This is a genomic window from Streptomyces sp. NPDC028910 (assembly GCF_055564955.1).
This window is the reverse complement of sequence record NZ_JBVHVF010000024.1, coordinates 85695-108092: the sequence shown is the minus strand read 5'-3', so window position 1 is coordinate 108092 and position 22398 is coordinate 85695. Positions and strand designations below refer to the sequence as shown.

Genomic DNA, 22398 nt, shown 5'->3' with positions numbered 1-22398 from the left:
TCGACCCCCGTGGGGGCCCCGTCTTCAGCGGGGTGGGGCCCCGGTGGCCTCACGGGCGTCGGCGGCCAGCCGCTTCTCCTCGCGGCGCTGCGCGCGGCGGCGCAGGAAGCGCCGGATCCGGGACCAGAGGAAGATCAGTACGGCCAGTCCGGCGGCCAGCAGGACGGCCGCGATGACGGCGGCGGCCTCGGGGTTGAATATCGCGAAGGTGATGAGGCCGGCCACGCCGAGGTCCTCGGCGATGCTCATGGCCACGTTGCTGAACGGCTCGGGCGAGGTGTTGATCGCCATCCGGGTGCCGGCCTTGACGAAATGGCTGACCAGCGCCGTGGAACCGCCGACCGCACCGGCGGTGATGTCGGAGAGCGAACCGCTCTGGCCGGCCAGCAGCGCGCCGATCACTGCGCCGGACACCGGGCGGACCACCGTGTGGACGGTGTCCCATATGGAGTCCATGTACGGGACCTTGTCGGCGACCGCCTCGCAGAGGAACAGCACCGCCGCGACGATCAGCACGTCCGTGCGTTGCAGCGAGGCGGGGACCTCGTCGGTCAGGCCGGTACGGCCGAAGATGCCGAGCAGGAGGACCACGGCGTACGCGTTGATCCCACTGGCCCAGCCGCTGGTGAAGACCAGGGGGAGCACACTCACTGGATCATCATGCCGTAGAACTGGTGATCCGGTGGGCAGAAAGCAGAACAGTGAGGGGACGCCCGCCTGGCGGCGGCCATCCCCTCACTCACGTTGTCCCGGGGCTACTGCCCCTCGTCACGGCGGCGCTGCCACCGTTCCTCGATGCGGGTCATCATCGACCGACGCTGCCGGTTGTGGCCGCGGGTCGAACCGCCTGTACTTCCGGAGACGGGCTGCTCGCCAGGCTTGGGTGCCTTGCGCCAACCGGTGACCACCAGGACCGTACAGCCCAGCATGACGAGGAAGCCCACCACGCTGATCCAGAGCACGTTCGGAATGATCACACCGGTCATGAGGAGCGCGATACCCACCACAATGCCAGCGACTGCCTGGTAGACCCGTCGCCGGGTGTACGTACGCAGTCCGCTTCCCTCAAGCGCTGTCGCGAACTTGGGATCTTCGGCGTACAGCGCTCGCTCCATCTGCTCGAGCATTCGCTGCTCGTGCTCCGAGAGCGGCACGGGAGTCCTCCTCATCCGTCGGTCGCGGGGGGTAGCGACCAGGGGTCCCCTTCAGGATAGGCGGGGAATCGCCCCCGTGATACCCGCCCTCTACGCCATGTTTCCAAAGGACACAGCCCCAAAAGACACGGTCGGTCCAGAAAAAACACAGACAGTAAAACCACTGCGCGAAAACCGTACCGCCGCGGGAGCGGTCACTGAGGCGCTTATTCCCCAATGGCCCGTCCACCATGCCGGTCACTGCCCCCGATCATACGGGGCCACCGGCCGGATCGGAGGGGGTGTGGCCGACTCCATGCGCGGAAGATCGCAGTTCAGGCCTGCTTCTCGCCCAGCACGTGCAGTTGCGTCGCGACCGCGTGGAAGGCGGGCAGCTCCGCGGCGGCCTCCTCCAGACGCAGCAGCGCCTCCACCGCGCCCGGCTCGGTGTCCACCAGGACCCCCGGAACGAGGTCGGCGAAGATCCGTACGCCGTGCACCGCGCCGACCGCCAGGCCGGACCCGCCGACGAGCTCGGAGAGCTGTTCGGCGGTGAAGCGGCGCGGTACCGGGTCACCGGATCCCCAGCGGCCGGCCGGGTCGGTGAGGGCGGTACGGGCCTCCGTGAAGTGCCCGGCCAGCGCGCGGGCGAGCACGGCCCCGCCGAGGCCGGCGGCCAGCAGGCTGAGCGTGCCGCCGGGGCGCAGGGCCGCCACCGCGTTGGCCACGCCCTCGGCCGGGTCGTCCACGTACTCCAGCACGCCGTGGCAGAGCACCACGTCGTACGCGTCCCGCTCGACGACGTCCAGCAGTCCCTGGGCATCGCCCTGGACGCCGCGGACCAGGTCGGCCACGCCTGCCTCGGCCACCCGGCGCTCGAGCCCGAACAGCGCGTTCGGGCTGGGGTCGACCACGGTGACCCGGTGGCCCAGGCGGGCCACGGGCACGGCGAACTTGCCGGTGCCGCCGCCGGTGTCGAGCACGTCCAGCACGTCCCGCCCGGTCGCCTTCACCCGGCGGTCGAGCGCCTCCTTGAGGACCTCCCACACCACGGCGGTGCGAAGGGAGGCACGGGGGCGGGAAGTGTCCGACACGGCTGATGGCTCCTCGGCGCGGTAAGGGTGAGCGGTCCGTCCCCCACCCTATTGCCTTCCGCGGCCGGGTAGCTCATCCCGCGTCCGGACGCTCCGGGCGCGGCTGCGGCAAGGCCTGCGGCAGGGTGGGCGGCGGCGTCCGTACGGCGAGCATCCGCTCCACCAGGCGCAGGAACATCGAGGCGGCGCGCACCAGATCGTCCGCGTCCCGGCCGCTCGCCGCGCCCGCTATCCCCGCCTCGGCCCGGGCCCGGCGGGCGGCGCCGGAGGCGAAGAGCGCGCTCCACTCGGTCAGCTCCGGCGCCAGCTCCGGCAGCAGCTCCCAGGCGCTGCGGATCCGGGGCCGCCGCCGCGGGCTCAGCGGTTCGGGCCGCCCGCGCGCGGCGAGCACGGCCGCGGCGGTGCGCAGCGCGGCGAGGTGGGCGGTGGCGTACCGCTCGTTGGGGCGGGTCAGCCGGGCGGCCTCGGCCAGGCCGCTGCGGGCCTTGTCGAGCAGGTCGAGCGCGGCTGGAGGAGCCGCCGACTTCCGCAGGACGGGGTGGACAGGGGACGGGGACGGTGTGGCCATGACGAACCTCCTGTCGATGCGTTGCCTCCATCGTGAGGGGACCCACTGACAATCCGTCTGACCTGCTGTTTTGGGGTCATCAGACGGGCAACTGCCCCCTTCTGCGCACCGGATGCGTCCGAGGATGCTAGTTTTTGAACTGACCGGTCAGTTCAAAAGAAGGGGGACGGCGTGGACAGCCCGCACGGCGCGGCCGTCAAAGCCGAGGACTTCGGACTCAAGGGGCCGCGCGGCTGGGCCTTCCGGGGCGTCGGCATCGACGCGGCGCCCGGCTCGCTCATCGCGGTCGAAGGCCCTTCCGGCAGCGGCCGCACCTGTCTGCTCCTCGCCCTCACCGGGCGGATGAAGCCCACCGAGGGCCACGCCGAGATCGGCCGCCACCGGCTGCCGAAGAAGATGGCCGCGGTCCGCCGGATCGCCGCCCTCGGCCCGGTCGGCGGGGTCAACGAGCTCGACCAGGCCCTCACCGTCGCCGAACAGCTGCGCGAGGGCGCCCTGCTCCAGCGCCGCTACGACGCCCCGGTCCGCGCCCTGCTGCGGCCCCGGGCCGAGCGCCGCGCCCGCGCCACGGCCCGGATCGACGCCGCCCTGGACGCCGCCGGCCTGGACCTCGACACCCTGCCGAAGGGTGCGCGCACCTCCGTACGGGACCTGGAACGCCTGGAGGCCGTACGGCTGTCCGTCGCCATCGCCCTGCTGGGCTCGCCGCGGCTGCTGGCCCTCGACGACCTCGACCTCAAGCTCTCGGACACCGAACGCACCGAGGCCTGGGCCCTGCTCCGCTCGGTCGCCGCCCGCGGGACCACCGTCCTCGCGGTGTGCAGCGAGGCGCCCGCCGACGCGGTGGTCCTGCGGACCTGCCCGAAGGAGCCGGACGGACCGGACGCGCCCGCCGCCGCGCCGCCGGCCGAGGCGGACGCCGACGCCCACGCCGGCGAGGACACCGAGAACGACACCGACACCGACACCGACACCGAGAACGACGACACGAAGGGGGCGGACGATGCGCTCGCCGAAGCTGGCCGCGCTTGAGCTGAAGCGGTTCGGGCGGGGGAAGCTGCCCCGGGCCGCTCTCGTCGCGCTGCTCCTGCTGCCGCTGCTCTACGGAGCCCTGTACCTCTGGTCCTTCTGGGACCCGTACAGCCGCCTCGACAAGGTGCCCGTCGCCCTCGTCAACGCCGACCGGGGGACGACCGTCGACGGCAAGCACCTGGACGCGGGCGGTGAGATCTCCAAGAAGCTCCGCGACAGCAAGACCTTCGAGTGGCACGAGGTCGGCGCCAAGGAGGCGGCGAAGGGGCTGGAGAACGGGACGTACTACCTGACCCTGACCATGCCCGCCGACTTCAGCGCGAAGATCGCCTCCAGCTCCGGCGAGGACCCCACCACCGGGGCCCTGCAGGTCCGCACCAACGACGCCAACAACTACATCGTCGGCTCGATCTCGCGCACCGTCTTCGCCGAGGTCCGCTCCGCGGCGTCCACCAACGCCTCCCGCGGCTTCCTCGACAAGATCTTCGTCAACTTCTCCGACCTGCACGACAAGACCGCCGAGGCCGCCGACGGCGCGGACAAGCTCAAGGACGGGGCCGGCAAGGCCAAGGAGGGCGCGAAGGAGCTCGCCGACGGCCTCGACACGGCCGAGGAGAAGACCGGCGAGCTCAACAGCGGTCTGAAGAAGCTCAACTCGGCCGCGGCCAAGCTGGAAACCGGCTCGAAGGACGTCGCGGACGGCACCCAGTCCCTCGCCGACAAGGTCAACGGGGCCGCCGACAAGGCCCGCCCCTTCGTCAAGGACCCCAAGAACCTGGCGGACACCGCCGAGTTGGTCGCCGACAGCGCGAAGGTGGTCAACAACCACCTCGCCACCTTCGCCGAGAAGGCCCCGGCCGCCGCCTCCGCCGCCAAGAAGGCCTCCACCGGCGCGGACGCGTACTACACCAGGCACTGCGTCACCCCGGGCCTCGAACCGCACCTCGCCTCCTGCCCCGACCTGAAGAAGGTCAAGGACGACGCCGCCGAGGCAGCCGAACTCACCGGGGACGTCAGCGCGCTGGTCAAGAACGCGAACGGCGACGTCGCCAAGCTCCGCACCCAGCTGACCGACCTGGAGAAGAAGGCCCGCGAGCTCGTCGACAAGGCCCCCCACCTCGCAGCCGACCTCGACGCGGCCGTCGCCAAGGTCAACGCCCTCAACACCGGCGCCCACAAGGTCGCCACCGGCATGGCCCAGCTGCACACCGGCCTCGGCTCCGCCACCACCGGCTCCGGCGCCATCAACGACGGTGTCGGCAAGCTCGGTGACGGCGCCCACAGCCTCGACGGGGGCATGTACAAGCTCGTCGACGGCACCGGCGAGCTCGCCGGCGGCCTGCACGAGGGCGCCGGCAAGATCCCCGACTACGACCAGCAGCAGCGCGACACCCGCACGCAGGTCATGGCCGACCCGATCCAGCTCGCCAACCAGTCCCTGCACAAGGCGCCCAACTACGGCACCGGCTTCGCCCCCTACTTCATCCCGCTCTCCCTCTGGGTGGGCGCCATGGTCGCGTACATGCTGATCGCCCCGATGAACAAGCGGGCCCTGTCCGCCGGTGCCTCGCCCTGGCGGATCGCCCTCGCGGGCTGGCTGCCCGTGGTGGGGATCGGCGCCGCGCAGGTCGGCCTGCTCATGGCCGTGCTCCACTGGGCCCCGGGCCTCGGCCTGGAGATGGCCCACCCGGCCCTCACGATCGCCTTCCTGATGCTGGTCACCGGCTGCTTCGCGGCGATCGTCCAGTGGCTCAACGCCAAGTTCGGCGCCGCCGGGCGGATCCTGGTCCTCGCCGTCCTGATGCTCCAGCTGACCTCGGCGGGCGGTACCTACCCCGTCCAGACCAGTCCCGGCTTCTTCAACGCGATCCACCCGTACCTGCCCATGTCGTACGTCGTCGAGAGCCTGCGGCGCCTGATCACCGGCGGGGACCTCGCCCCCGTCTGGCAGGGCTGCGCGGTCCTGACGGCCTTCACCGTGGGCGCCCTCGCCCTCACCGCCCTCGCCGCCCGCGGCAAGCAGGTGTGGACCATGGACCGGCTGCACCCGGAACTGAGCCTGTAGAGAGCGGTTGACCTGTGAGAATCAGCGCCATGGAACGCAGCAGCACCGGTACCGGCGGCGCCCGACGCCAGGCGACCCGCCAGAAGCTCTACGAAGCGGCCGTGACCCTCATCGCGGAGCAGGGCTTCTCCGCGACCACGGTCGACGAGATCGCCGAGCGGGCGGGCGTCGCGAAGGGCACCGTCTACTACAACTTCGCGAGCAAGAACGACCTCTTCGAGGAGCTGCTGCGGCACGGCGTCGGGCTGCTGACGGCATCGCTGCGGACGGCCGCGGAGGAGACGGAGGCGCGCGGCGGCAGCCGCGTCGAGGCCCTCGACGCGATGATCCGCGCCGGGCTCGTCTTCATCGACCGGTACCCGGCCTTCACCCAGCTCTACGTCGCCGAGTTGTGGCGGACCAACCGCACCTGGCAGTCCACGCTGATGGTGGTCCGGCAGGAGGCGGTGGCCGTCGTGGAGAAGGTGCTGCGGGAGGGCGTCGAGCGGGGTGAGCTGAGCGCGGAGATCGACGTGCCGCTCACGGCGGCCGCGCTCGTCGGGATGGTGCTGGTCGCCGCGCTGGACTGGCAGTCCTTCCAGAGCGAGCGGTCCCTCGACGACGTGCACTCGGCGCTGTCGCTGCTGCTGCGGGGCCGGGTCAGCGGTAACCGCTGAGCCGAGCCGACCACCCCCCAGTCGGCGGTGCCGCGCCGGCGCCGTAGCCCGTACAACTGGTGGGGCATGCCGCGGCGGCTGAGTATCCGTACCTAGGCGCGGAAATGAGTACGTGCGCGGATGGGCTCCCACCTGCGCGGACGCCAGACTGGGAGCAACGGACGGGAGACCCGGTCCGCACCGCCGACACGGGGCTGCGGAGCGGATTGGGTACCTCCTTCCGTGGCCGGGAGGGGGGAACGGGGGACCGACCGGTGACGTGGTACGCGAACGCGGCGGGGCTCGGGGGGATCGAGCCTCGCCGTTTTCGCGTCCGCTGGGTGTGCGGGTTGGCTGCTGCCGCCGCGCGCCGCCGCTCCTGGGGCTCCGCCCCAGACCCCGCGCCTCAAACGCCGGCGAGGCTGGATTTGCCCGGCGGGGCTGAAAGATCGGGGCTCCGCCCCCGACCCCGCGCCTCAAACGCCGGCGAGGCTGAATTTGCCCGGGAAGTGCGGCTCAGCCGCGGTTCCGTAGTGGCAAGCGGAGGCGGAGCGCTGTCAGGCGGGTCGACAGTGTCGTGGACAGGGCGGACGCGCGGGTCGAGGTCGCCCAGGCGAGGCGGGCCGCCGAGCGGGGGAGGAGCAGGGCGCGCAGCCGTGGCAGCCGGGCCACGCCGGCCAGCAGGCCCGCGCGGGCCAGCAGTACGTCGTCCGCCAGCCCCGCGTACGAGACCTCCGCGCCCGGGGGCGCGTACAGGGCCCGTTCCACCGCACCCGCGACCCGGTGCACGGCGGCCGCGGCCTCCGGGTCCAGGCGGCCCAGGTCCACGACCCGGCTCGCCGCCCGGCGCGGGGACAGCGCCTCGTCCGGGACCACGCCCACGTCCCAGGCCGCGTCGCCCAGCTCCCGCCAGGCCGTCAGGACCTCCCCGGTCCCCAGGCGGCGGGCCCGCAGCCGGCCCCGCCACAGCAGCGGGAGCAGCGGCAGACCGAGCACCGCCAGCACGACCGCCGCCCAGCCGAGGATCGCCGTCGCCGACGGCCCGTCGTCATGGGTCGAGCCCTGCGCGGTCGCGGCCGCCCCGCACTCGCCGAGCTTCTTCAGCGCCGGCGGGCACGCGGGGGTCGCCGACGGCGCCGCCGACGGCTGCGCCGCGCCCTGCGAGGGCAGCGGCGCCGGCGCGGACGGCTGGGCCACCGGGGCCTGCGCCCGGGAGTAGTCCGGCACGTTGATACCGGACCGGGGCGTCGGCTCGAACCGCGTCCAGCCCACGCCCTCGAAGTACAGCTCCGGCCAGGCGTGCGCGTCCCGCATCGACACGTTCACGCTGCCGTCCGACTGCTTCTCACCCGGCGTGAAGCCCACGGCGACCCGCGCCGGGATGCCCAGCGAGCGGGACATCGCCGCCATCGAGAACGCGAAGTGGATGCAGAAGCCCTCCTTGTCGGCGAGGAACCGGGCGACCGCCTGCGGACCCGTACCCGAGGCCGTCCTCGTGTTGTAGCGGAATCCACCGTTCACGGCGAAGTAGTCCTGCAGCTTCACCGCGCGCGTGTAGTCGTCCTTCGACCCCTGCGTCACCTGCCGGGCCGTCTCGGCGACCACCGGCGGCAGATTGTCCGGCACCCTCGTGTACTCGGCGCGGATCGCCGGATCCGGCGCCGGGGCCTTCTGCAGCTGCTGCGCCGTCGGCTTCAGGAGGAGACTGCGCACCGTGTACTGCGCGCCCTGGACGTTCTGGAACTTGTCCCGGCCCAGCTGGTCCCCGACCAGGGTCCGGCCGGCAGGCTCGAACCGCCATTTCCCGCCGATCTCCACCGACGTCGCCGGATACGGCATGGGGAGGTAGCGCTGGGTGTAGGTGTCCGCCGCCGAGATGCTCGTGCGCACCTCCGTCGAGGGGATGCGGACCTGGCCGCCCAGCCCGGGCGGAATCGGAAGCTCCTTCGGCACATCGGTCAGGGAGCGCCCGGAGGCCTCCCACTTGACGCCGTTGAACTCGTCCAGTGCCAGGATTCGCAGGTACTGCTCGTTCTGCTGCGGGCTGTCCGTCCGGTACTTGAGCACCACCCGGTTGTCCTGCGTGTTCAGGTTGCTCTGGAGGGAGACCAGCGGGTTGACCGCGGAGATCGTCCCGCCCGTTCCGCTGCCGCTCTCGCCGCCGTCCTGTGCGCCGCCCAGCAGCCCGCCGCCGAGCGACGGCAGCGCCGCCGGCACCGCCAGCGCCAGGCCCAGGGCCACCGCGCCGATCCGCCGCCCGAACCGCACGGGGGCCATCGCCTGACCGCCCGAACCGGCGGCGAGGCCGGAGTCGGCCGCGCCCCGGCCGCGCGGGGCCGCGCCGAAGACCCGGCCCCACTGGGCGAGGCGGTCCCGGCCCTCGGCCAACAGCATCATCAGGTACCCGAAGCCCGCGATCAGGAAGGAGAACCAGGAGGCCTCCCCGCCGCCCGACAGGCCCGCGGCCACCGAGTAGAGCGCGAGCAGCGGCAGCCCCGCCGCGGCGGCCGTGCGCAGGGTCACCGCCAGCGTCTCCACCAGCAGCCCGATCAGCAGCACCCCGGACACCAGCAGCAGCCGGATGCCGTCCGTCAGCGGGGCGGGGATCGCGTACTCGCCCACGTCCCGCACGCCCTGCGCGAACAGCGCGCCGAAATCCGTCACCAGGTACGCCAGCGGCCCGTCCCCGGTCGACTCGCCCTTGCCGGCGAAGAGGAACGCGAGCAGCAGCAGGGACACCAGCAGCTGCGCGGCCACGGTCAGCGGCCCCGCCACCGGCACCCGCCGGGCCCCGGCCCCCACCGCGCTCTGCACGGCCAGCAGCAGCGCCCCGTGGAGCAGCCAGGCCTGCGACTCGACCAGCGGGCTCAGGGACCACGAGGTGAGCAGCGTCGCCAGTGCCGCGAACAGCGTCAGTTTCGCCCGCCCGCTCATGCCCGACCTCCGGAAGTTCCCGTACCGAGGCGAGCGGTCCCGGCCTTTCGCCACAGCTCGCCGAAGGCCACCCCGGGCGGGGCGGCCAGCGCCGTCCAGCCCGCGTCGCGCAGCCGGTGCAGCCGCTCCTCCAGCGGGGGCACGGCGTGGCCCGGCGCGGGCTGCCCGCCCCACGCCGCGCAATCCAGTACGAAGGCCACCGCACCCGAGGCGCGCTGGCGCATCTTGGCCGCCAGTTCGGTCTGTACGTCGTCCAGGTCGCCGAAGAAGGCGATGAGGAGCCCGTCGCCGCCGGCTCCGCCGAAGCCGCCGCCGGCGCGCACCGCGTCGTAGGCCCGCGAGAGCCCGGCGCCGTCGGAGTGCCCGACCACCGCGAGGGTGTCCATCATCAGTCCGGCGGCCTCCGCGGACTCCTGCCCGCCGGCCGAGAAGCCGCCGCCCTCGCCGCCCACCGAGTCCCCGGTGTCGGTGAGCAGCCGCACCGAGAAGCCCTGCTCCAGGACGTGCACCAGGCTCGACGCGGCCGCCGAGACGGCCCACTCGAAGGCGGAGTCGGGGCCCGCGCCGGTGAAGGCCAGGCGCCGGGTGTCCAGCAGGACGGTGGCCCTGCTGCGCTGCGGCTGCTCCTCGCGGCGGACCATCAGCTCGCCGTAGCGGGCGGTGGAGCGCCAGTGCACCCGGCGCAGGTCGTCGCCGCGCCGGTAGCCGCGCGGGATCACGTCGTCGTCACCGGCCAGGGCCAGCGAGCGGCGGCTGCCGTCGCCGTAGCCGTTGGACTCGCCGGCCAGGCGGACCGGTGGCAGGGGCTCGGTGCGCGGGATGACGGTGAGCGTGTCGTAGGTGCTGAAGGAACGGGTCAGCTCGACCAGCCCGAAGGGGTCGGTCAGCCGCAGCTCGAGCGGGCCCAGCGGGTAGCGGCCGCGCAGGTCGGAGCGGACCCGGTAGGACACCTCGCGGCGTCCGCCGGGCTCGACCCGGTCCAGGACGAAGCGCGGGCGCGGGCCCAGTACGTAGGGCACCCGGTCCTGGAGCATCAGCAGGCCGGTGGGCAGCCGGGAGACGTTGTCCATGCGCAGCCGTACCCGGGCCTCGGTGCCCGCCGGCACCCGTCCCGGGCTCAGCCGGCGGCTGCCGGAGACCCGGTAGCGGGTGCGGTGCAGGGCGTAGACGCAGATCAGCGGCAGGAGCGCGAGCAGCAGACCGACCCGCAGCAGTTCGCCCTGGCCCAGGACGTACGCACACGTGGCGGCGGCGATCCCCGCGGCCAGGAACGAGCGGCCGCGGGTCGTCAGCCCGGACAGCGACGCGCGCAGTCCGCCGCCGTCCCCCGGGCCGCCGGCGCCGCGCGGGGCACCGGCGCTCATCAGAAGCCCCGGATGCCCGCGCCGGGCGGCATCTCGCCGCGGGCGTGCGCGGCCGGGACCGGGGTGCGCTGCAGGATGTCGCCGATGACCTGCTCGGCGGTGCGCCGGTTCAGCTGCGCCTGCGCCGTGGGCAGCAGCCGGTGCGAGAGGACCGGGCCGGCCAGCGCCTGGACGTCGTCGGGCAGGACGTAGTCCCGGCCGGCGAGCGCGGCGGAGGCCTTCACGGCGCGCAGCAGGTGCAGGGTGGCCCGGGGCGAGGCGCCGAGCCGCAGGTCGGGGTGGCTGCGGGTGGCGGAGACCAGGTCGACGACGTAGCGCCGGACGGGCTCGGCCACGTACACCTCGCGGACCGCCTCGATGAGCTTGATGATCTCGTGGGCGTGCGCGACGGCCGTCAGGTCGTCGAGCGGGGAGAGCCCGCCGTGCACGTCGAGCATCTGGAGTTCGGCCTCGGGGCCGGGGTAGCCGACGGAGACGCGGGCCATGAAGCGGTCGCGCTGGGCCTCGGGCAGCGGGTACGTGCCCTCCATCTCCACCGGGTTCTGGGTGGCGACGACCATGAAGGGGCTCGGCAGCGCGTACGTCGTGCCGTCGATGGTGACCTGGCGCTCCTCCATCGACTCCAGCAGCGCGGACTGGGTCTTCGGCGAGGCGCGGTTGATCTCGTCGCCGATGACGATCTGAGCGAAGATCGCGCCCGGCTTGAACTCGAACTCGCGGCGCTGCTGGTCGTAGATGCTGACACCGGTGATGTCGGAGGGCAGCAGGTCGGGCGTGAACTGGATGCGCTGCACCGAGCAGTCGATGGACTTGGCGAGCGTCTTGGCGAGCATCGTCTTGCCGACGCCGGGCACGTCCTCGATCAGCAGGTGCCCCTCGGCGAGCAGCACGGTCAGCGCGAGGCGTACGACCTCGGGCTTGCCCTCGATCACGCTCTCGACCGACTGGCGCACCCGCTCCGCCGTGCTGGTCAGATCCGCGAGGCTCGCTCGGTCGTCATACGTCGTCACCTGGTTCTCCTCGGCCCATTCCCAGGGCCGACGCCTTGGCGCATGACCGGCCCACCCCTCAACACCGACACCGGTTCCGGGGGATCCCGGGTGGTGCCACCCCGCATTCTTGACGGCGTCACGGCCTCGTGTCACTCAAGAGCTGGGATCGATCTCCCGCAGGAGCCCGGTGTGCACATCGAAGACGAAGCCTCGCACATCGTCTTTGTAGGGAAGGAAGGGGTTCGTGCGAACCCGCTGCATGGACTGGCGGACGTCCTGGTCCACGTCCCGGAAGGCCTCGACGGCCCATGCGGGACGCTGGCCGACCTCGTCCTCCAGCTCGTGCCGGAAGTCCTCGGTCAGGCTTTCGAGACCGCAGCCGGTGTGGTGGATGAGTATCACCGTGCGGGTGCCGAGGGCCCGCTGGCTGATGGTGAGGGAGCGGATGGTGTCGTCGGTGACCACGCCGCCCGCGTTGCGGATCGTGTGACAGTCGCCGAGCTCCAGGCCGAGGGCGGCGTGCAGGTCGAGGCGGGCGTCCATGCAGGCGACGACGGCCACCCGCAGGACGGGGCGGGCGTCCATGCCGGGATCGGTGAATTTCGCGGCGTAGCGCTGATTCGCCTCGACCAGTCGGTCGGTGACGGATCCGCCGACGGATGCCTCGGGTACGGAATCGGCAGGCAGGGATGCGGAAGTCGTCATGCATACGACGTTAGTGGTCACGGCAGGTAAAGGCCTTGCGTGAGGGCGGACAAAGAACGTCAACGGGGCTTGTTGTGAGCTAACCCACAGGAGTGCGCATGAGGCGGCCGTCCGGGTGGTTCACGGCTTTTGCCGCTTCGTTCCGAGAGCCGCGCACGGCGCGCGGGGCGGTTCGTTGACCGCGGCGACCGTTGCACTAAAGTGACGCGAACCGGCCGGAGCCCGGCCCTGACCGGCCGCCCGGCCCCTTGGTAACACTCCGCGTGCGCGGCGCGGCGTATGCCTGCCGCGCCGTTATCTGAGAGGGCGCTTTGACTAGCGAGTCCCGACATGTCCCGGTGATGCTCCAGCGGTGCCTGGACCTGTTGGCCCCGGCGCTGGAGAGGCCGGGGGCCGTCGTCGTCGACTGCACCCTCGGCCTCGGCGGCCACAGCGAGGCCCTGCTGACCCGGTTCCCCGACGTGCGCCTGATCGGCCTCGACCGCGACAAGGACGCCCTGCGGCTCTCCGGCGAGCGGCTCGCGCCCTTCGGCGACCGGGTCACCCTCGTCCACGCGATCTACGCCGACCTCGCCGAGGTACTGGACAAGCTCGGCATCCCGACCGTCCAGGGCATCCTCTTCGACCTGGGCGTCTCCTCCATGCAGCTGGACGAGGCCGACCGCGGTTTCGCGTACGCGCAGGACGCGCCGCTGGACATGCGGATGGACCAGACGACGGGCATCAGCGCCGCCGAGGTCCTGAACACCTACGCGCCGGGCGAGCTCGTCCGGATCCTGCGCCAGTACGGCGAGGAGAAGCAGGCCAAGCGGATCGTGTCCGCGATCGTCCGGGAGCGGGAGAAGGAGCCCTTCACCAACAGCGCCCGACTGGTCGAGCTGATCCGCGACTCCCTGCCGCAGGCCGCCAAGCGGACCGGCGGCAACCCGGCGAAGCGGACCTTCCAGGCGCTGCGGATCGAGGTCAACGCCGAGCTCGCGGGGCTGGAGAAGGCCATTCCGGCGGCGGTGGACCGGATCGCGGTCGGCGGCCGGATCGCGGTGCTCTCGTACCACTCGCTGGAGGACCGCCTGGTCAAGCAGGTCTTCGCGGCGGGCGCCGCCTCCACGGCCCCGCCCGGGCTGCCGGTGGTCCCGGAGAAGTACCAGCCGAAGCTGAAGCTGCTGACGCGCGGTGCGGAACTGCCGACCGAGGAGGAGATCGCCGAGAACCGGCGGGCCGCCCCGGCGAGGTTCCGCGGGGTCGAACGCATCCGGGAGGCGCGGCTGTGACCAAGGCCGGGAAGGTCGCCACGCTGACCCGCGGGCAGGCGGCCCGCCTCGGCCGGGCGCTCGGCGGCCGCCCGGTCCGCCCTCGTCCCGGTGGGCAGGCGGCGCGGATGCCGTTCGTCCTGCTGGTCGTGGCGCTGCTCGGCGGCGGGCTGATCAGCCTGCTGTTGCTGAACTCGGCGCTGAACGAGGGCTCCTTCCAGCTGACCAAGCTGAAGAGGGAGACCACCGCCCTCACGGACGAGGAGCAGGCGCTGCAGCGCGACGTGGACGCCTACTCGGCCCCCGACGCGCTCCAGCGGCGGGCGCAGGAGCTGGGCCTGGTCCCGGGCGGCAGCCCGGTCTTCATCGGCCCGGACGGCAAGGTCACCGGCACCGCCGTGGCGGCCGAGGCCTCGCCGTCGCCGACACCGGCTGCCCCGGCCGCCCCGCCGGCGTCGGCCCCGCCGGGCCAGCCCGCTCCCTCCGGTTCCTCGGCCGCGCCGAGCCCGACACCGCAGCCCAACCAGCCTCCTGGAAGGTGACGTCGTGACGCGGACCCCTGCGGGGCCTTTCCCCACCCCGCCCTTCCTCCGTTCGCCGGGCGCTGCCCGGACCCGCGCCTCAAAAGATCCAGCCTCGCCGGCGTTCGAGGCGCGGGGTCTGGGGCGGAGCCCCGGGAAGCCCGGGCGGAGCCCGGGGGCGCTCGCGCGGCGGCGCCGCACCGGCGGGCCCGCGGCCCAGCACCCCGGCAGCCGCACCAGCACGCCGCGGGCGGTGGCCGCATGAGCCCGCAGGAACCGCCCCGGCGGCGGGTGCCCGGCCCGGCCAGGCCGCCCCGGCCGGGTGACCGGGCCCGGGCCACCGCCCGCCCGGCCTCGCGCCCCGCGACCCGGCGCCCGGCCGGGCCCCGCCCGCCCCACACGATCCGGCTCGGCAGCCCCCGGCCCCGGCTGCGCCTGGTCAGCGTCGGCCTGACCCTCGTGATGCTCGTCTTCGTCGTCCGCCTGCTCCAGGTACAGGCCGTCGACGCCTCGGCCGTCTCCGCCGAGGCCTCCAAGAACCGCTACACCAGCGTCCGGCTGGCCGCCGAACGCGGTGAGATCACCGACCGCAAGGGCGTGGCCCTCGCCACCAGCGTCGACGCGTACGACATCACCGCCGACCCGAAGATGTTCACCCCGCAGGACAGCAAGGCCCCCGACGCCCCGGAGCAGGCCGCCGCCCTCCTCGCGCCCATCCTCGGCAAGGACGCCAAGGACCTCGCCGACCGCCTGAAGACCAAGAACAGCCGGTACGTGGTCCTCGCCAAGCGCCAGACCCCCCAGGTCTGGAACCAGATCAAGGACCTCCAGCGGGTCTTCGCGGACAAGGCGGCGGCCGACAAGAGGAACAACGGCCCCGGCGCCAACGTCCTCGCCGGCGTGTTCAAGGAGGACAGCAGCAAGCGCGTGTACCCGGGCGGCGACCTGGCCGCCGGGATACTGGGTTACGTCAACGCCGAGGGCAAGGGCGGCGGCGGCCTGGAGTCCTCCCTCGACAAGAAGCTGTCCGGCAAGGACGGCGAGATCACCTACGCCCAGTCCGGCGGCCGCAAGGTCCCCACCGCCGGCTCCAGCGAGAAGCCCGCCGTCCCCGGCGACGACATCGAGCTGACCATCGACCGGGACATCCAGTGGGCGGCGCAGAGCGCCATCGCCGAGCAGGTCCAGAAGTCCGAGGCCGACCGCGGCTACGTCATCGTCCAGGACACCCGCACCGGCGAGGTACTGGCCATGGCCAACGCCCCCGGCTTCGACCCCAACGACCTGACCCGGGCCCGCTCCACCGCCATGGGCAATGCCGCGCTCCAGGACGTGTACGAGCCCGGCTCCACCGCCAAGGTGATGTCGATGGCCGCGGTGCTGGAGGAGAAGAAGGCCACCCCCGACACCCGTGTCGAGGTGCCCAACCGGCTGCACCGCGGCGACCGGCTGTTCAAGGACGACATCGACCACCCGACCTGGTACCTGACCCTCAACGGGGTCCTCGCCAAGTCCTCCAACATCGGCACCATCCTGGCCACCGGCCAGCTCGGGCCCACCCAGGCCGAGGCGAACAAGGTCCTGCACTCCTACCTGACCAAGTTCGGCATCGGCCGGCCCACCGGCCTGAACTACCCGGGCGAGTCCCGCGGCATCCTCGCCGAGCCCGAGGACTGGTCCACCTCCCAGCAGTACACGATCCCTTTCGGCCAGGGACTGTCCCTCAACGCCATGCAGGCGGCCTCCGTGTACTCGACCATCGCCAACGGCGGGGTCAGGATCGAGCCGACCCTCGTCCGCGGCACCAAGGGCCCCGACGGCCGCTTCACCCCGGCCCCGGCCCCCGCGCAGAACCGCGTGGTCAGCGAGGAGACCGCCAAGACCCTCGCCCAGATGCTCGAATCCGTGGTCGACGACCAGGAGGGCACCGGCACCAAGGCCCGCATCCCCGGCTACCGGGTCGGCGGCAAGACCGGCACCTCCAACCGGGTGGATCCGGCCACCGGCCGCTACAAGGGCTACACCGCGTCCTTCGCCGGGTTCGCCCCCGCCGACAACCCGCGCATCACCGTCTACTGCGCCATCCAGAACCCCACTAAGGGCAGCTACTTCGGCGGCCAGATCTGCGGCCCGATCTACAAGAAGGTCATGGAGTTCGCCCTCAAGACCCTCCAGGTCGCCCCCACCGGAACCGCCCCCGCCGGGCTTCCGGTCACCTACGAACCCGGCCCGCAGCCTGCCCGGCAGCCCTCCCCGCAGCCCAGTCCGCAGCCCGGTCAGTGACCCACAGCCCGGTCGGCCCGCAAGAAGAGCGTGAGGCACCATCAGTGACAACGATCACCCCGGAACCCGGGAACCAGTCGGCCACCGACGCCGGGGCCGGGCCCTCACTTCGCGGGCGGCCCGCCGCGCCCGGTACGCTCACCGCCGTGCCCCACGCTGATCAGCCCAGAACCACCCAGGAAGACGCCCCGGCAGCGCCGCCGGGAGCGCCCCGGCCCGTGTCCGCCCGCCCGAGCCCGCTGGGCGAGCTGGCCACCCTGCTGGGCATCCCGGCGCCAGGCGCGGCGCAGATCACCGGGATCACGCACGACTCCCGTGCGGTGCGTCCCGGAGACCTGTACGCGGCCCTGCCCGGAGCCAGGACGCACGGCGCCGACTTCGCCGCCCAGGCGGCCGGCCTCGGCGCCGCCGCCGTGCTGACCGACCCCGCGGGGGCGGAGCGCGCCGCGGCGACCGGCCTGCCGGTCCTGACCGTCGCCGACCCGCGGGGCCGGATGGGCGAGCTCGCGGCCACGATCTACGGCCGCCCCGGCGAGGACCTGCTCCAGATCGGCATCACCGGCACCTCCGGCAAGACCACCACGGCGTACCTCGTCGAAGGCGGCCTGCGCGGGGCCGGACGCAGCACCGGACTGGTCGGCACCGTCGAGATGCGCATCGGCGACGAGCGCATCAAGTCCGAGCGGACCACCCCCGAGGCCACCGACCTCCAGGCCCTCTTCGCGGTCATGCGCGAACGCGGGGTCGAGGCCGTGGCCATGGAGGTCTCCAGCCACGCACTGGTGCTCGGCCGTGTCGACGGCTGCGTCTTCGACGTCGCCGTCTTCAACAACCTGAGCCCGGAGCACATGGAGTTCCACTCCGACATGGACGACTACTTCCAGGCCAAGGCGGGGCTGTTCACCCCCCGCCGCGCCCGCCTGGGCGTGGTCAACCTCGACGACGAATACGGCCGCCGGCTGGCCAAGGAGGCCACGATCCCGGTCGTCACCTTCTCCGCCGCGGGCGATCCGGCCGCCGACTGGCGCGCCGAGGACGTGGACCTCGGACCGGCGAGCTCCACCCTGACCCTGCTGGGCCCCGAAGGACAGCGCGTACGGGCCGTCGCGCCGCTGCCCGGCCCGTTCAACGTCGCCAACACCGTCGCCGCGATCGTCACCCTGGCCGCCGCCGGCCTCGACCCGCAGACCGCCGCCCACGGCGTCGCCGCGGTCCCCGGGGTCCCCGGCCGGCTGGAGCGGGTGGACGCGGGACAGCCGTACCTCGCCGTCGTCGACTACGCGCACAAGACGGACGCCGTGGAATCGGTCCTGCGCGCGCTGCGCGAGGTCACCGAGGGCAAGCTGCACATCGTGCTCGGCTGCGGCGGCGACCGTGACACCACCAAGCGCGCCCCGATGGGCGCCGCCGCCGCCCGGTTCGCCGACGTGGCCGTCCTGACCTCCGACAACCCGCGCTCTGAGGACCCCCTCGCGATCCTCGCCGCGATGTTCGAAGGCGCCGTGTCCGTACCGCCCGCCGAGCGGGGCGCCGTCCTCGTCGACGCGGACCGGGCCGCGGCCATCGCCGCCGCCGTCGCGCGCGCCCGGCCCGGTGACACCGTGCTGGTGGCGGGCAAGGGCCACGAGCAGGGCCAGGAGACCGCCGGAGTCGTGCGCCCCTTCGACGACCGCGAGGTGCTCCGTGCGGCCATCGAGACACAGCAGAGCAATGCCCGACAGGCCGAGGTGAACCAGTGATCGCCCTCTCCCTCGCCGAGATCGCCGACATCACCGGCGGGCGGCCCCACGACATACCGGATCCGTCCGTGCGGATCAGCGGTCCCGTCGTCATCGACTCCCGGCAGGTGGAGGCAGGCAGCCTGTTCGCCGCCTTCGCCGGCGAGCACGTCGACGGCCACGACTACGCCGGGCGCGCCGTCGCCGCCGGAGCCGCGGCCGTCCTCGCGGCCCGGCCGGTCGGCGTACCCGCCATCGTCGTCCCCGACGTGGAGAAGGCGCTCGGCGCCCTCGCGCGGGCCGTCGTCGGGCGTCTCGGCACCGACGTGGTGGCCCTGACCGGCTCGGCCGGCAAGACCTCCACCAAGGACCTCATCGCGCAGGTGCTCCAGACCCACGCGCCCACCGTGTGGACGCCGGGCTCCCTCAACAACGAGATCGGCCTGCCGCTCACCGCCCTGAAGGCCACCGAGGAAACCAGGCACCTGGTCCTGGAGATGGGCGCCCGCGGCATCGGCCACATCCGCTACCTCACCGGACTGACGCCGCCGCGGATCGGCCTGGTCCTCAACGTCGGCACCGCCCACATCGGCGAGTTCGGCGGTCGCGAGCAGATCGCGCGGGCCAAGGGGGAGATGGTCGAGGCCCTGCCGGCCGCGGCGGAAGGCGGTGTCGCCGTCCTCAACGCGGACGACCAGCTGGTTCGCGCCATGGCCGCGCGCACAAAGGCCCGTACGGTCCTGTTCGGTGAGGCCGAGGACGCCGAAATCCGGGCCACGGACGTCCGGATGACGGACAGGGGACAGGCTTCCTTCACACTGCACACACCCACCGGGTGCAGTGACGTGACCTTGCGGCTGTACGGTGAGCACCACGTGTCGAACGCGCTCGCCGCGGCCGCCGTCGCCCATGTACTGGGCATGTCCGCCCCGGAGATCGCCTCCGCGCTCTCCGGAGCGGGCACGCTGTCCCGGTGGCGGATGGAGGTCACCGAGCGGGCGGACGGTGTGACGATCGTCAACGACGCCTACAACGCGAATCCCGAGTCCATGCGGGCCGCACTGCGCGCGCTCGCCGCGATGGGCGGTGCCTGCCGGGCGAACGGGGGACGCACGTGGGCGGTGCTCGGCCCGATGGCCGAGCTCGGAGACGAGGCTCTCGCCGAGCACGACGCGGTCGGGCGACTTGTCGTCCGGCTCAACGTGAGCAAGCTCGTCGCAGTCGGGGGCAGGGAAGCATCCTGGCTGCAACTGGGCGCATATAACGAGGGTTCGTGGGGTGAGGAGTCGGTGCACGTGTCCGACGCGCAGGCGGCGGTCGACCTGTTGCGCAGTGAACTGCGCCCGGGTGACGTCGTGCTGGTGAAGGCTTCCAGGTCGGCCGGTCTCGAGCGGGTGGCCCAGGCCCTGCTCGACGGCACTGTCGAGGGCGAGGTCGCCGGCCGATGAGGCAGATCCTGTTCGCCGGCGTCATCGGCCTGTTCCTGACGCTCATCGGTACTCCGCTGCTGATCAAGCTTCTGGCCCGCAAGGGCTACGGCCAGTTCATCCGCGACGACGGCCCCCGCGGCCACGCCGGGAAGAAGGGCACGCCCACCATGGGCGGCATCTCCTTCATCCTGGCCACGCTCATCGCGTACGCCCTCACCAAGGTCATCACCGGCAGCGAACCGAGCTTCTCGGGCCTGCTCGTGCTCTTCCTGATGGCGGGCATGGGTGTGGTCGGCTACCTGGACGACTACATCAAGATCGTCAAGCGGCGCTCGCTGGGTCTGCGGGCCAAGGCGAAGATGTCGGGCCAGCTGATCGTCGGCATCGCCTTCGCGGTGCTCGCGCTCCAGTTCGAGGACTCGCGCGGGCTCACCCCGGCCTCCACCAAGCTGTCGTTCGTGACGGACTTCGGCTGGTCGATCGGCCCGGTGCTGTTCGTCGTCTGGGCCCTGTTCATGATCCTGGCGATGTCCAACGGCGTGAACCTGACCGACGGTCTGGACGGTCTGGCGACCGGCGCAGCCGTGATGGTCTTCGGCGCCTACACCTTCATCGGCGTCTGGCAGTTCCAGGAGTCCTGCGTCAACGCGCAGACCCTGCCCAGCCCGAACGCCTGTTTCGAGGTGCGCGACCCGCTCGACCTCGCCGTGGTCGCCTCCGCCCTGATGGGCGCCTGCTTCGGCTTCCTGTGGTGGAACACCTCGCCCGCCAAGATCTTCATGGGTGACACCGGTTCGCTGGCCCTCGGCGGCGCGCTCGCCGGTCTCGCGATCTGCTCCCGCACGGAGTTCCTGATCGCCCTGCTCGGCGGCCTCTTCGTCCTCATCACCATGTCGGTCGTCATCCAGGTCGGCTCCTTCAAGCTGACCGGGAAGCGCGTCTTCCGGATGGCCCCGCTGCAGCACCACTTCGAACTCAAGGGGTGGTCCGAAGTCCTTGTGGTGGTCCGCTTCTGGATCATCCAGGGCATGTGCGTGATCGTGGGTCTCGGTCTCTTCTACGCGGGATGGGCAGCCGACAAGTGAGCGACGACCCGACTGTGTCCGCGGAGCCCGGCTCCGCCCCCGAGCCGGCGCGGTACGGCCTCCCGGCCCGGATCACGGTCGCCGGGCTCGGCGTGAGCGGCATCAGCGCCGCGCGCGCCCTGGCCGGGCTCGGCGCCGTGGTGACCGTCGTCGACAACGCCGACGGCGACGCGCACCGGGCGAAGGCCGCCGAGCTCGCGGAGCAGGGCATCGAGGTCCGCCTCGGCCACCTGGCCGGCGGCGCCCGCGCGGGCGACGTCCTGCCCGAGGGCACGGAGCTGGTCGTCACCTCCCCGGGCTGGAAGCCCGACAGCCCGCTGTTCGCGGCTGCCGCCGCGGCCGGCGTGGATGTCGTCGGAGACGTGGAGATCGCCTGGAGGCTGCGCGAGCTCGGCGCACGCCGCCGCGCGGCCGCGGCCGGAGCGCAGGACGTCGGGAGCGCGGCCCCCGCGCCATGGCTGGCCGTCACCGGGACCAACGGGAAGACCACCACCACGCAGATGCTGGCGTCGATCCTCAAGGCCGCAGGCCTGCGGACCGCGGCCGTCGGCAACATCGGGACCCCCATCATCGACGTGGTGCTCGGCGAGCAGGAGTACGACGTGCTCGCCGTCGAACTCTCCAGCTACCAGCTGCACTGGGCGCCCTCGCTGCGCGTCCACTCGGCGGCCGTGCTCAACCTGGCCCCGGACCACCTCGACTGGCACGGCTCGATGGAGGCGTACGCCGCCGACAAGGGCCGGATCTACGAGGGCAACACGGTGGCCTGCGTCTACAACGTGGCCGACCCGGCCACCGAGAAGCTGGTCGAGAACGCCGACGTCGAGGAGGGCTGCCGGGCGATCGGCTTCACCCTCGGCGCCCCCGGCCCCTCCATGCTCGGCGTCGTCGACGGCATCCTCGTCGACCGGGCCTTCGTGGAGAACCGGCAGAAGAACGCGCAGGAGCTCGCGCACGTCGAGGACGTCAACCCGCCGGCCCCGCACAACATCGCCAACGCGCTCGCCGCGGCCGCCCTGGCCCGCGCCTTCGGCGTGGAGGCGCGGGCCGTTCGCGACGGGCTGCGCGACTTCCGCCCGGACGCCCACCGGGTCGCGTACGTGGACGAGGTCGCCGAGGTCGTCTACATCGACGACTCCAAGGCCACCAACACGCACGCCGCGGAGGCCTCCCTGGCCGCCTTCGAGACGGTCGTCTGGATCGCCGGCGGCCTCGCCAAGGGCGCGACCTTCGACGAACTCGTGCGGAAGTCGGCGAAGCGGCTGCGCGGCGCGGTGCTGATCGGCGCCGACCGGGCGCTGATCGCCGAGGCGCTGGCGCGACACGCCCCCGAGGTCCCGGTCGTCGACCTCGACCGGACCGACACTGGGGCGATGCTCGCAGCGGTCCGCGAAGCGGCCGCGCTCGCCGAGCCCGGCGACACGGTCCTGCTGGCACCCGCCTGCGCCTCGATGGACATGTTCGCGAACTACAACAAGCGTGGGGACGCATTCGCCGAAGCGGTGCGCCAACTGGCGGCCGAGGACACTGCGGACACGGCCCAGGCCTAGGGCTCCGGGACAGGTTCCCTCCGGCCGGCTGCTCGCCTC

Annotated in this window: 18 protein-coding genes; 10 read left to right on the top strand and 8 right to left on the bottom strand. The window is 72.7% G+C overall.

All coding sequences use genetic code 11. The features are described from left to right. Positions 1–24 precede the first annotated feature (24 nt). The 4 genes from ACZ4TV_RS26085 to ACZ4TV_RS26070 form a co-directional block, all read right to left on the bottom strand. A complete protein-coding gene (locus ACZ4TV_RS26085) occupies positions 25–651 on the bottom strand; it encodes a DUF4126 domain-containing protein (protein WP_468137319.1) in 627 nt (208 codons plus the stop codon). Between the two features lie 104 nt (positions 652–755). Continuing rightward, complete coding sequence (locus tag ACZ4TV_RS26080) at positions 756–1154, bottom strand: DUF3040 domain-containing protein (protein ID WP_468137318.1); 399 nt, start codon at positions 1152–1154, stop codon at positions 756–758. Positions 1155–1468: 314 nt separating this feature from the next. Beyond that, positions 1469–2227: a class I SAM-dependent methyltransferase gene (locus ACZ4TV_RS26075; RefSeq protein WP_468137317.1), complete on the bottom strand. Its 759-nt coding sequence runs from the start codon at positions 2225–2227 to the stop codon at positions 1469–1471. Positions 2228–2300: 73 nt separating this feature from the next. Beyond that, positions 2301–2795 (bottom strand): SAV_6107 family HEPN domain-containing protein, encoded by a 495-nt coding sequence (locus ACZ4TV_RS26070; RefSeq protein ID WP_468137315.1) that lies wholly within the window; start codon positions 2793–2795, stop codon positions 2301–2303. A gap of 171 nt (positions 2796–2966) precedes the next feature. Here ACZ4TV_RS26070 and ACZ4TV_RS26065 point away from each other — a divergent pair, with 171 nt between their 5' ends. Genes ACZ4TV_RS26065 through ACZ4TV_RS26055 form a run of 3 tightly spaced genes read left to right on the top strand, consistent with a single transcriptional unit; the run spans position 2967 to position 6548 of the window. After that, positions 2967–3827 (top strand): ATP-binding cassette domain-containing protein, encoded by an 861-nt coding sequence (locus ACZ4TV_RS26065; RefSeq protein ID WP_468137314.1) that lies wholly within the window; start codon positions 2967–2969, stop codon positions 3825–3827. Then, positions 3799–5892 (top strand): YhgE/Pip family protein, encoded by a 2094-nt coding sequence (locus ACZ4TV_RS26060; protein ID WP_468137313.1) that lies wholly within the window; start codon positions 3799–3801, stop codon positions 5890–5892. The genes ACZ4TV_RS26065 and ACZ4TV_RS26060 overlap by 29 nt, the downstream gene beginning before the upstream one ends. Before the next feature lie 29 nt (positions 5893–5921). After that, positions 5922–6548, top strand: a complete 627-nt coding sequence (locus ACZ4TV_RS26055) for a TetR/AcrR family transcriptional regulator (protein WP_468137311.1) — start codon at positions 5922–5924, stop codon at positions 6546–6548. Between the two features lie 495 nt (positions 6549–7043). On the opposite strand, the gene ACZ4TV_RS26050 is transcribed toward ACZ4TV_RS26055, so the two are convergent. The 4 genes from ACZ4TV_RS26050 to ACZ4TV_RS26035 all read right to left on the bottom strand — a co-directional run bounded on the left by ACZ4TV_RS26050 (position 7044) and on the right by ACZ4TV_RS26035 (position 12585). Further along, on the bottom strand, positions 7044–9461 hold the full coding sequence (locus ACZ4TV_RS26050) for a transglutaminase TgpA family protein (RefSeq protein WP_468137310.1): 2418 nt from the start codon (positions 9459–9461) through the stop codon (positions 7044–7046). Next, a complete protein-coding gene (locus ACZ4TV_RS26045) occupies positions 9458–10825 on the bottom strand; it encodes a DUF58 domain-containing protein (RefSeq protein ID WP_468137308.1) in 1368 nt (455 codons plus the stop codon). Before ACZ4TV_RS26045 ends, ACZ4TV_RS26050 begins: the two co-directional genes overlap by 4 nt. Further along, positions 10825–11835: an AAA family ATPase gene (locus ACZ4TV_RS26040; protein ID WP_468137307.1), complete on the bottom strand. Its 1011-nt coding sequence runs from the start codon at positions 11833–11835 to the stop codon at positions 10825–10827. The genes ACZ4TV_RS26045 and ACZ4TV_RS26040 overlap by 1 nt, the downstream gene beginning before the upstream one ends. A gap of 135 nt (positions 11836–11970) precedes the next feature. After that, positions 11971–12585 carry a beta-class carbonic anhydrase gene (locus ACZ4TV_RS26035; RefSeq protein ID WP_468137306.1) on the bottom strand — a complete coding sequence of 205 codons (615 nt, stop codon included), beginning with the start codon at positions 12583–12585 and terminating at the stop codon, positions 11971–11973. Positions 12586–12833: 248 nt separating this feature from the next. Here ACZ4TV_RS26035 and rsmH point away from each other — a divergent pair, with 248 nt between their 5' ends. The 7 genes from rsmH to murD all read left to right on the top strand — a co-directional run bounded on the left by rsmH (position 12834) and on the right by murD (position 22359). Continuing rightward, positions 12834–13793, top strand: a complete 960-nt coding sequence (gene rsmH / locus ACZ4TV_RS26030; protein ID WP_468137305.1) for a 16S rRNA (cytosine(1402)-N(4))-methyltransferase RsmH — start codon at positions 12834–12836, stop codon at positions 13791–13793. Next, complete coding sequence (gene ftsL / locus ACZ4TV_RS26025) at positions 13790–14314, top strand: cell division protein FtsL (protein ID WP_468137303.1); 525 nt, start codon at positions 13790–13792, stop codon at positions 14312–14314. The genes rsmH and ftsL overlap by 4 nt, the downstream gene beginning before the upstream one ends. Positions 14315–14554: 240 nt before the next feature. Then, on the top strand, positions 14555–16576 hold the full coding sequence (locus ACZ4TV_RS26020) for a peptidoglycan D,D-transpeptidase FtsI family protein (protein WP_468137301.1): 2022 nt from the start codon (positions 14555–14557) through the stop codon (positions 16574–16576). Between the two features lie 44 nt (positions 16577–16620). Further along, positions 16621–18315: a UDP-N-acetylmuramoyl-L-alanyl-D-glutamate--2,6-diaminopimelate ligase gene (locus ACZ4TV_RS26015; protein WP_468137299.1), complete on the top strand. Its 1695-nt coding sequence runs from the start codon at positions 16621–16623 to the stop codon at positions 18313–18315. Further along, positions 18312–19742, top strand: a complete 1431-nt coding sequence (locus tag ACZ4TV_RS26010; protein ID WP_468137298.1) for a UDP-N-acetylmuramoyl-tripeptide--D-alanyl-D-alanine ligase — start codon at positions 18312–18314, stop codon at positions 19740–19742. The genes ACZ4TV_RS26015 and ACZ4TV_RS26010 overlap by 4 nt, the downstream gene beginning before the upstream one ends. Continuing rightward, the gene (gene mraY / locus ACZ4TV_RS26005; protein WP_468137297.1) at positions 19739–20809 is read left to right on the top strand and encodes a phospho-N-acetylmuramoyl-pentapeptide-transferase; all 1071 of its coding nucleotides are present in this window, start codon (positions 19739–19741) and stop codon (positions 20807–20809) included. Before ACZ4TV_RS26010 ends, mraY begins: the two co-directional genes overlap by 4 nt. Further along, positions 20791–22359 (top strand): UDP-N-acetylmuramoyl-L-alanine--D-glutamate ligase, encoded by a 1569-nt coding sequence (gene murD / locus ACZ4TV_RS26000; protein ID WP_468137296.1) that lies wholly within the window; start codon positions 20791–20793, stop codon positions 22357–22359. The genes mraY and murD overlap by 19 nt, the downstream gene beginning before the upstream one ends. Positions 22360–22398 lie beyond the last annotated feature (39 nt).